The sequence below is a fragment of the Isoptericola sp. Y581 genome, assembly GCF_059445475.1.
On record NZ_JCAIUK010000004.1, the window covers coordinates 399,891 to 408,339 of the forward strand.

Below are 8,449 nucleotides of genomic sequence, written 5' to 3' on the forward strand. Positions count from 1 at the left end.
CACGAACGCTGGTCGAGCCTGTCGAAACCAGCAGCACGAACGCTGGTCGAGCCTGTCGAAACCAGCAGCACGAACGCTGGTTGAGCCTGTCGAAACCAGGTCAACAGGTTTCGACAGGCTCAACCAGCGAGAGGTTCGACAGGCTCGACCAGCGAGAGGTTCGACAGGCTCGACCAGCGAGAGGTTCGACAGGCTCGACCAGCGATCGGCCGGTCAGCCCCCGATCGCCGCGCCGACGTCCTTGAGGAAGGCGTCCGCGGCCTGGTCCGGCGTCATGCGCTCGAACAGCACCTCGGTGTTGAGCCGGATCATGATGTCCTGGATCTCGTTGGCACCGTTCGGGGGCACCGCGGGGTTGTCGACGATGTCGCCCTCGATGTCCGCCATGAAGTCGGCCATCCGCTGGTCGGCGGCGGTGAGGTCGCCGAGGACGGCCTCCCGCACGGACGTGTTCGCCGGCAGGCCGCGGTCGGTCAGCTGCAGCTTCGCGGCCTCTGGGTCGTTGAGGAGGAAGTCCACGAGCTTCGCCGACTCCTCCGGGTGCTCGCTCTTCGCGGAGACCGAGTAGTACATGGCGGGCTTGAAGTACATCCCGGTGCGGTCGAACTGGGACTCGCCCGGCAGGCGGAGCAGCTCCAGCTCATGCCCGGAGGCGTCCGAGAGCGCCCCGAGCTGGTTGGACCACCACACGCCCATGGCCCCGGCGTTGGTACCGAGCAGCGAGCCCTCCGGGCCGGCGTTCTGGTACTCCACTGAGCGGGAGGCGTCGGGCTGGCCACCGTTGGCCATGAGGTCCAGCGACGTCTGGAAGAACTCGGAGACGGTCCCCTTCGAGACGCCGAGCGTGCCGTCCTCGGTGTAGAGCGCCTCGCCCTTCTGGCGGGCCAGCACGTTCAGGCCGGCCTCGTTGAAGCCGTAGTCCTGCGCACCCCACACCCCGTCCCCGGCGCCCTTCGAGACCTTCCCGGCGATCTCGACGTAGTCGTCCCACGTCCAGGTGGTGTCGTCGGGCATGTCGACGCCCGCGTCCGCGAAGATCTGCGGGTCGGCGACCATCGCGTAGGCGTTCACGCCGGTCGGGATGCCGTAGAGCTTGCCGTCGATCTCCCCCGTGCTGAGGATGTCGTCCGAGATCTCGGCCGTGTCCACGTCCAGCTCCGCGAGGTCGGCGATCACGCCGCGCGTGGCGTAGTCCGACAGGTACCGCTCCTCCTGCGTGATGACGTCCGGGGTGTCGCCGCCCGCCGTGGCGGTGGCGAGCTTGTCCCAGTAGCCGCCCCAGTCGGTGTAGTCCGGCACCACGGTGATGCCGGGGTTCTTCCCCTCGAACAGGTCGATGATCTGCTGCGTCGTCGTGTGCCGGTCGTCCGAGCCCCACCAGGCGAAGCGGATCTCGACGTCGCCGTCGCCGCCGCCGCCGTCGTCGGCCGGTAGCGCGCCCGAGTCGCCGGAGCAGGCGGTGAGGGCGAGCACCCCCGCCGCGGTGAGTGCGGCGATCGCGGCGCCGTGGCGCCGGGCCCGCCGGGTGGCTGTGAGTCGCATAGGGATCTCCTTCGTCGGTGAGCGCTTCGATGAGCTCTTCGGTTGACTCGGCGAGGACTACTTGATGCCGGTGGTGGCGATGCCCTTGACGAGGTACTTCTGGCCGAACAGGAAGACCAGGAACACGGGGATCAGCGAGACGATCGACATCGCGAACAGCGGGCCCCACGAGCTGTTGCTCGTCGCGTCCACGAAGGTGCGCAGCGCGATCGGCACGGTGTACATGTCCGGCTTGGTCAGGAAGATCAGCTGGCTGAAGAAGTCGTTCCACGTCCAGATGAAGGTGAAGATCGCCGTGGTCGCCAGGGCCGGCAACGACAGCGGCAGCATGATCCGCAGGAAGATCCGGCCGTGCCCGCACCCGTCGAGCCGGGCCGCCTCGTCGAGGTCCTTGGGGATACCGCGGAAGAACTGCACCATGAGGAACACGAAGAACGCGTCGGTGGCGAGCAGCTTCGGCACGATGAGCGGCAGGAACGTGTTGATCCACGAGAGCGACGAGAACAGGATGTACTGCGGCACGATGATCACGTGGATCGGCAGCATGATCGACATGAGCATGACGGCGAACCACAGGTTGCGGCCCCGGAACTTCAGCCGCGCGAACGCGTAGGCCGCCATCGAGCACGAGACCAGGTTGCCGAGCACGCTGCCCAGCACCACGATCGCCGAGTTCAGCAGGTAGTGGCTGAACGGGTCGAGCAGCGCATTCCACCCGTCGGTGTAGTTGGAGAAGTCCCACTCGGTCGGGATCAGCCCGGGCTCGCGGAAGATCAGCGCGGTGGGCTTGAACGAGCTGGCCAGCATCCACAGCAGCGGGTACAGCATGACCAGGCCGAACGCGATCAGCGCGACGTGCTTGCCCAGCCGCCGCAGCCGCGGGCCGACCCGCCGACCCCGCGGCCGGTCGGGAACCTCTGCCGCGAGCTCGCTCAGGGTGCGCCGCGCGGGCGACTCCTCGGGACGCGCCTTCGGGCGCACGGGGGTGTCAGTCATCGTAGAAGACCCAGAACTTGGAGGCGAGGAAGTTGACGGCCGTCATCCCTGCGATGACGAGCAGCAGGAACCACGCCATCGCCGACGCATATCCCATCTGGTAGGAGCCGAAGCCCTTCTCGTAGAGGTAGAGCGTGTAGAAGAGCGTGGAGTCCACCGGGCCGCCCGTCCCGCCACTGACGATGAACGCCTGCGTGAAGGTCTGGAACGCGCCGATGAGCTGGAGCACGAGGTTGAAGAAGACGATCGGCGTCAGCAGGGGCACGGTGATGCTGCGGAACTTGCGCCACCACCCGGCGCCGTCGATCGAGGCCGCCTCGTAGTACATGACGGGGATCTGCCGGAGCCCCGCGAGGAAGATGACCATCGGCGCCCCGAAGGTCCACACGTTGAGCACGATGAGCGTGCCGAGCGCGTAGTCGGGGTGCGACACCCAGCCGACGCCCTCGACGCCGAAGAAGCCGAGCACCTGGTTGACCAGCCCGTCGGCACCGAACACCTGGCGCCACAGGATCGCGATGGCGACGCTGCCGCCCAGCAGCGACGGCAGGTAGTACACGGACCGGTAGAAGGCGAGCCCGCGCAGGCCCTTGTCGAGCACCATCGCCAGCGCCAGCGCCGCGGCGAGCTGGAGCGGGACCGAGACGAGCACGTACGTGAACGTGACCCTGAGCGCCTGGAAGAACCGCGGGTCGGAGAACATCTGCGTGTAGTTCTCCAGCCCGATCCAGCCCGGCGCCTCGAGCAGGCTGTAGTCCGTGAACGACAGGTACAGCGACGCGACGAGGGGAAAGGCCGTGATGACGACCAGCCCCAGGAACCACGGGGCGAGGAAGATCGCGGCAGCCTTGCCGTCGCCCTTGCGACGCTCCTTGCCCGCGGCGCGGGTGCGGGCCACCTCCTGGATCACCGCCATCGCGACACCTCGCCTCGCGGCGTTCGGGTGGGCGTCATCGCCGGCCTCCGGATCTCCCTCGATCGGCGGCCCCCAGGGTTGTCGTGCCCTGGAAACCGGTTGCTCATCGGGAACTTATCACGGGAGGAACCGGTTTCCAATGGTGTACGGTCAACTCGTGAACCCGAGGGAGGCATCGATGCCCGACGTGAACCTCCGGCGAGCGTCGGTGACCATCGCCGACGTCGCCGATGCCGCCGGGGTCTCCCGCGCCACCGTCTCGCGCGTGATGAACGGTCGCAGCACCGTGGACCCCACCATCGCCGCCCGCGTGCAGGAAGCCGCGATCGACCTCAACTACCGGCCGAGCAATGTCGCGCGCAGCCTGTCCCTCGGCCGCACCACGACCGTCGCGCTCGTCGTGCCGGACCTCGGCAACCCGGTGTTCCAGCAGATCCTGCGCGGGGTCACGTCCGCCGCCGCCGAGGACGGCTATCGAGTGCTCGTGGCCGATGCCGCCGAGGACCCGTCCGAGGAGCCGGCGATCGCCCGCGAGGCGCGCATGCGCTGCGACGCCCTGATCCTCGTCGCCCCGCGCATGCCCGGCGCCGCGCTGGACGCCCTGCTACCCCTCGTGACGCCGGCGGCGGTCATCAACCGCGAGGTCGAGCACGCCGCCACGCCGAGCCTCGTCATCGACTACGCGGACGCCACCGTGCAGGTCGTCGAGCACCTGGTGGGCCTGGGGCACCGGCGGCTCGCGTACCTCGCCGGCCCGCGGGCCGCCGCGACCGACGCCGCGCGCCGCGCCGGCCTCGTCACCGCCCGCGAGCACCACACGGACCTCGAGGTCGTGGAGCTCCCGGTCGGCGCCGACCTGGCTGCCGGCCACGCCGCGGCCGCCGCGGTGCTCGCCAGCCGGGCCACCGCCGTCGTCGCCTACAACGACCTGGTCGCGTTCGGTCTCCTGGCCGCGCTCAACGAGGCCGGGGTCGCCGTGCCCGGCGACATCTCGGTGGCCGGCTACGACGACATCGACCTGGCGCGGTACGCCACGCCCGCACTGACCACCGTCTCCGTGCCGCAGGCCGAGCTCGGCCGGCAGGCGTGGCGCGAGCTGCACGCGGTGATCGACGACGGCGCGCACCCGGCCACGACCACCCGCTTCACCGCCCGGCTCGAGGCGCGGTCCAGCACCGGGCCCGTGCCCCGCAGCATCACGCGGGCCGCGGTCGACGAGCCCGCGCTCGTGCCCGCGCCGGCGGCCGACGAGGTCCCGCAGGGTCCGACCTGGTCGGTCGAGCCGCGCGAGATCGTGCTGCGGCACACGCGCGACCGGGTGCCGCTCGCGCGGTACGTGGACGGCGATCGGCTGCCCGCCATCCACTCCCCGCGCCCGTACCTGCACCCGGTCCACTCGCTCGCCGGGGTGGCGCTCACCGAGGCCGAGCCGGTGGACCACCGCCACCACTACGGCGTGAGCGTGGCGGTGCCCGACGTGAACGGCACCAGCTTCTGGGGGGGACGAACGTTCGTGGCCGACGTCGGCCCCACGCTGCTGCCCAACCACGGGCGCCAGGCGAGCACGCGCACCGAGGTGGACCCCCTCGCCCCGCACGTGCTCCTGGAGACCGTGCGCTGGGACGACGAGCACGGCGACCCGCTGCTCGACGAGCAGCGGCGCCTCGGCGCGCGCCTCCTGGGCGACGACGGCTGGGCGCTGGAGTGGCGCAGCACCCTGCACGCGTCGCACGGCCCGCTGGAGATCCGCTCCCCGGCGACCAACGGTCGCCCGGGCGCCGGGTACGGCGGGCTCTTCTGGCGGGCGCCGATCGCGCAGCGCACGGTCGTGCTGTCGGAGGCCGGCGAGGGCGAGGAGCTCGCCCACGGCAGCACCTCGCCGTGGGTCGCGTTCGTGCAGCAGCACCACGACCCGTACGCCGAGGACCGCCCGACGACGGTGCTGCTCGCGCAGACGTCCCCCGCGCGGCACTGGTTCCTCCGGGCCGCCGAGTACCCCGGCGCCGGCCCGGCGCTGGCCTGGGACACCCCGCTGACCGTGCCCGCCGGCGGCACCGTCGAGACCGGGATCGTGGCCGCCATCGTGGACCACGCCCTCGACCTCGACGAGGCGGCCGCGCTCGCCACCGCGCTGCGCTGACCCATCACCCTGCGCCTTCCCGGCGCGACCCTGCATCGACACGGCACCGACTCACGACAGGACGACAATGACGGACCCGACCTCCGACGGCCTCGCCCCCCAGATCGCGGTGGTGGGCCTGCACGGCCACGGCGCGTCGCACGTGCGGCGCGTGCTCGAGCTGCAGCGCGAAGGCCGGGCTCGGCTGGCCGCCGTCGTGGACCCCCGCGAACCCGCGCCCGGCCACGATGCCCACGACGCCGGCGCGCCCTGGTTCCCCACGCTGGGCGACCTGCTGTCCACGCCGTCGGCACGGGTCGACGTCGTCATCCTGAGCACGCCCATCCCGACCCACCTGCCCCTGGCGCGTGCGGCGATGGAGGCCGGCATCGACGTGCTCCTGGAGAAGCCCACCACCGCCTCGCTCGCGGAGCACACCGAGCTCGTCGCGGTGGCCGAGCGCACGGGCCGCCGCTGCCAGGTCGGCTTCCAGACCTTCGGTTCACACGCCCTGCCCGCGGCCGCCGACCTGATCGCGCGCGGCGAGATCGGCGACGTGACCGGCCTCGGCGCGGTCGGCACCTGGGTGCGCACGGCCGCGTACTGGCAGCGCGCTGCCTGGGCCGGCCGGCGGCGGCTGGACGGGCGCGACGTCGTCGACGGCGTCGTGACCAACCCGCTGGCGCACGCGGTCGCGACCACCCTGCACCTGGGCGGCGCCACCACCGCGCAGGACGTCGTGTGGGTGGACACCGACCTGCACCGGGCCAACCCCATCGAGGCCGACGACACGTCGGCCGTGCGCGTGCAGGACGCCGGCGGCCGCCGCTACGGCTTCGGCCTCACGCTCTGCGCCCCCGAGCGCTCCCCCGCCCGCGTGGTGGTGCACGGCACCCGCGGCGATCTCGTGCTCGAGTACGAGACCGACCGTCTGCTGCTGCGCACGGACGCGGCGCAGATGGACAAGACCTACGGGCGCACGTCGCTGCTCGACGACCTCCTGGCCGCCCGCACCGACGACCGCCGCGCCCTGCTGTGCGACGTCCGCGACACCGGCGCCTTCATGCGGGTGCTCGAGGGCGTGCGCACCAGCGCGGACCCGGCGCCGATCGCGCCCGAGCACGTCGACTGGCAGGGCGAGGGCGACGAGCGCCACCCCGTCGTCCGCGACGTCGAGCACTGGTGCGCCGAGGTCGCCCGCACGCAGCGCACCTTCGCCGAGCTCGGCGCGCCCTGGGCGCGCTGACGCCATCCGCCGGTTGAGCCTGTCGAAACCGCGCTCCTGTTTCGACAGGCTCAACCGGCGAAGGGAGCGACTACAGCTCGAGGCCGAGGTCGGCGAGCCGCACCGGGTCGCCGGACGCGAGCGACCGGTTGCCGGCATAGCCGATGCCGGAGGCGCGCAGGCCGTCGCGGAAGCCGGCGGCGCGGCCGAGCGGGTCGGCCTCGGTGCGCCCGCGGAAGACGTCGGAGAGCAGGAGGGCGTCGCCGCCGCCGTGCCCGCCCGCGTCGACGGCGACGATCGGCCGCTCCTCCGCCCGCTCCCAGTGCTTCTGCACGATCAGCCGCTCGCCGGCGGGGCGCACGGTGTCCCCGCCGAAGGCCGCGGTGAAGCTCGGGTCCACGGTCGCCTTGCCGTCGGCGCCGAAGACGACGGAGCCGCGCTCGACCACCTCGAGCTCGGCGCGGCCGCGCGAGCCGTTCACCACCACGCGGTAGCCCTCCCACGGCGCGCTGGCCGTGAGCGAGTAGGTGAGCACCGGGCCGCCGGCGTACTCGACGACGAGCCCGAGCGTGTCCTCGGTGGTGATGCCCGGGTCGAAGACGCTACGGTCGCGCCGGTAGCCGTCCACGGCCTGCGCCTCGGGACCGTAGAGCTCGGCGAGATACGGGTCGGCGTCGACGTCGATGTGCCAGGGGTCCACGCCCTGCTCGTTGAGCGCTCGCTCCCCCGCCGTCGGCTCGTAGCCCACCGCGTGCGCGGCGTCGTCGCCGTAGAAGCGCCGTCCGCCGCTCGCGAACACCCGCTGCGGCACGGCGTCGATCCACCAGTTGACGAGGTCGAAGTGGTGGCTCGACTTGTGCACCAGCAGGCCGCCGTTGTTGACCTTCTCGCGGTGCCAGCGGCGGAAGTAGTCGGCGCCGTGCACCGTGTCCAGGGCCCAGTCGAAGTGCACGGACAGCACCCGGCCGATCTCGCCGGAGGCGATGACCTCGCGCAGCGCCGAGTTCCGGGGCGCGTAGCGGTAGTTGAACGTCATCGTGAGGTCGCGGCCGGTCTCGGTGACGGCGTCCGCGATCTGCCGGGCCTCGGCCTCCGTCGCGGCGATCGGCTTCTCGACGACGACGTCGACGCCCGCACGCAGGGCGCGCGACACCAGGTCGGCATGGGTGTTGTCGACGGAGGTGACGATGACGCGGTCCACGCGCTGTTCGTCGAGCGCCTTCTCGAGGTGGTCCGGGTGATACACCGGGCGCTCGCTGCCGACTGTGGCGGCGACCTTGGCCTCGTGGACCGCGGCTCGCACGGGGTTGGGCTCCACCCAGGCGACGATCTCGCCGTCGTCGGCATGGTCCCCGACCAGCGCGTTCACGTACATGCCGGCGCGGTGACCGGTGCCGGCCACGGCATAGCGGCGACGGTCGGGACCGGACGGGACGGCGGGGACGGAGGGCATCGTCGATCTCCTGCATCAGCCTGGGAAGCGGTTTCCCGACAGCCTACCGGAGTGCCGCCGTCGACCCCACCCCGATCCGAGCCCCCGATCCCACAGGTCCGCCACGACCACCGACCGCGAGGTAGTCCGGCGGTCTCAACCGGTCATCGCAACACCGGTTTGATCACGGGGCTGAGAGTAGCTCGGCGAGCTTCTCAG

The 8,449-nt window shown here is 71.7% G+C and carries 6 protein-coding genes; 2 read left to right on the forward strand and 4 right to left on the reverse strand.

The window, feature by feature from the left end; all coding sequences use genetic code 11:
- Positions 1 to 213: 213 nt before the first annotated feature.
- Genes AC1C2W_RS10440 through AC1C2W_RS10450 form a run of 3 tightly spaced genes read right to left on the reverse strand, consistent with a single transcriptional unit; the run spans position 214 to position 3,454 of the window.
- On the reverse strand, positions 214 to 1,542 hold the full coding sequence (locus AC1C2W_RS10440; protein WP_495413051.1) for an ABC transporter substrate-binding protein: 1,329 nt from the start codon (positions 1,540 to 1,542) through the stop codon (positions 214 to 216).
- Between the two features lie 57 nt (positions 1,543 to 1,599).
- Positions 1,600 to 2,538 carry a carbohydrate ABC transporter permease gene (locus AC1C2W_RS10445; protein WP_495388800.1) on the reverse strand — a complete coding sequence of 313 codons (939 nt, stop codon included), beginning with the start codon at positions 2,536 to 2,538 and terminating at the stop codon, positions 1,600 to 1,602.
- Positions 2,531 to 3,454 (reverse strand): carbohydrate ABC transporter permease, encoded by a 924-nt coding sequence (locus AC1C2W_RS10450; RefSeq protein WP_495388801.1) that lies wholly within the window; start codon positions 3,452 to 3,454, stop codon positions 2,531 to 2,533. Before AC1C2W_RS10450 ends, AC1C2W_RS10445 begins: the two co-directional genes overlap by 8 nt.
- Positions 3,455 to 3,632: 178 nt before the next feature.
- Between AC1C2W_RS10450 and AC1C2W_RS10455 the strand changes: the two genes are divergently transcribed.
- Positions 3,633 to 5,594 carry a DUF6807 family protein gene (locus AC1C2W_RS10455; RefSeq protein WP_495388802.1) on the forward strand — a complete coding sequence of 654 codons (1,962 nt, stop codon included), beginning with the start codon at positions 3,633 to 3,635 and terminating at the stop codon, positions 5,592 to 5,594.
- Between the two features lie 67 nt (positions 5,595 to 5,661).
- Entirely contained in the window at positions 5,662 to 6,819 is a 1,158-nt protein-coding gene (locus tag AC1C2W_RS10460) for a Gfo/Idh/MocA family protein (RefSeq protein ID WP_495388803.1), read from the forward strand.
- A gap of 70 nt (positions 6,820 to 6,889) precedes the next feature.
- On the opposite strand, the gene AC1C2W_RS10465 is transcribed toward AC1C2W_RS10460, so the two are convergent.
- Positions 6,890 to 8,251, reverse strand: coding sequence for a Gfo/Idh/MocA family oxidoreductase (locus AC1C2W_RS10465; RefSeq protein WP_495413052.1), 1,362 nt, complete (start codon positions 8,249 to 8,251; stop codon positions 6,890 to 6,892).
- Between the last annotated feature and the right edge of the window lie 198 nt (positions 8,252 to 8,449).

Coding starts and splice junctions, on each gene's coding strand:
- AC1C2W_RS10440 (WP_495413051.1), bottom strand. CDS start 1,542: ATGCGACTCACAGCCACCCGGCGGGCCCGGCGCCACGGCGCCGCGATC.
- AC1C2W_RS10445 (WP_495388800.1), bottom strand. CDS start 2,538: ATGACTGACACCCCCGTGCGCCCGAAGGCGCGTCCCGAGGAGTCGCCC.
- AC1C2W_RS10450 (WP_495388801.1), bottom strand. CDS start 3,454: ATGGCGGTGATCCAGGAGGTGGCCCGCACCCGCGCCGCGGGCAAGGAG.
- AC1C2W_RS10455 (WP_495388802.1), top strand. CDS start 3,633: ATGCCCGACGTGAACCTCCGGCGAGCGTCGGTGACCATCGCCGACGTC.
- AC1C2W_RS10460 (WP_495388803.1), top strand. CDS start 5,662: ATGACGGACCCGACCTCCGACGGCCTCGCCCCCCAGATCGCGGTGGTG.
- AC1C2W_RS10465 (WP_495413052.1), bottom strand. CDS start 8,251: ATGCCCTCCGTCCCCGCCGTCCCGTCCGGTCCCGACCGTCGCCGCTAT.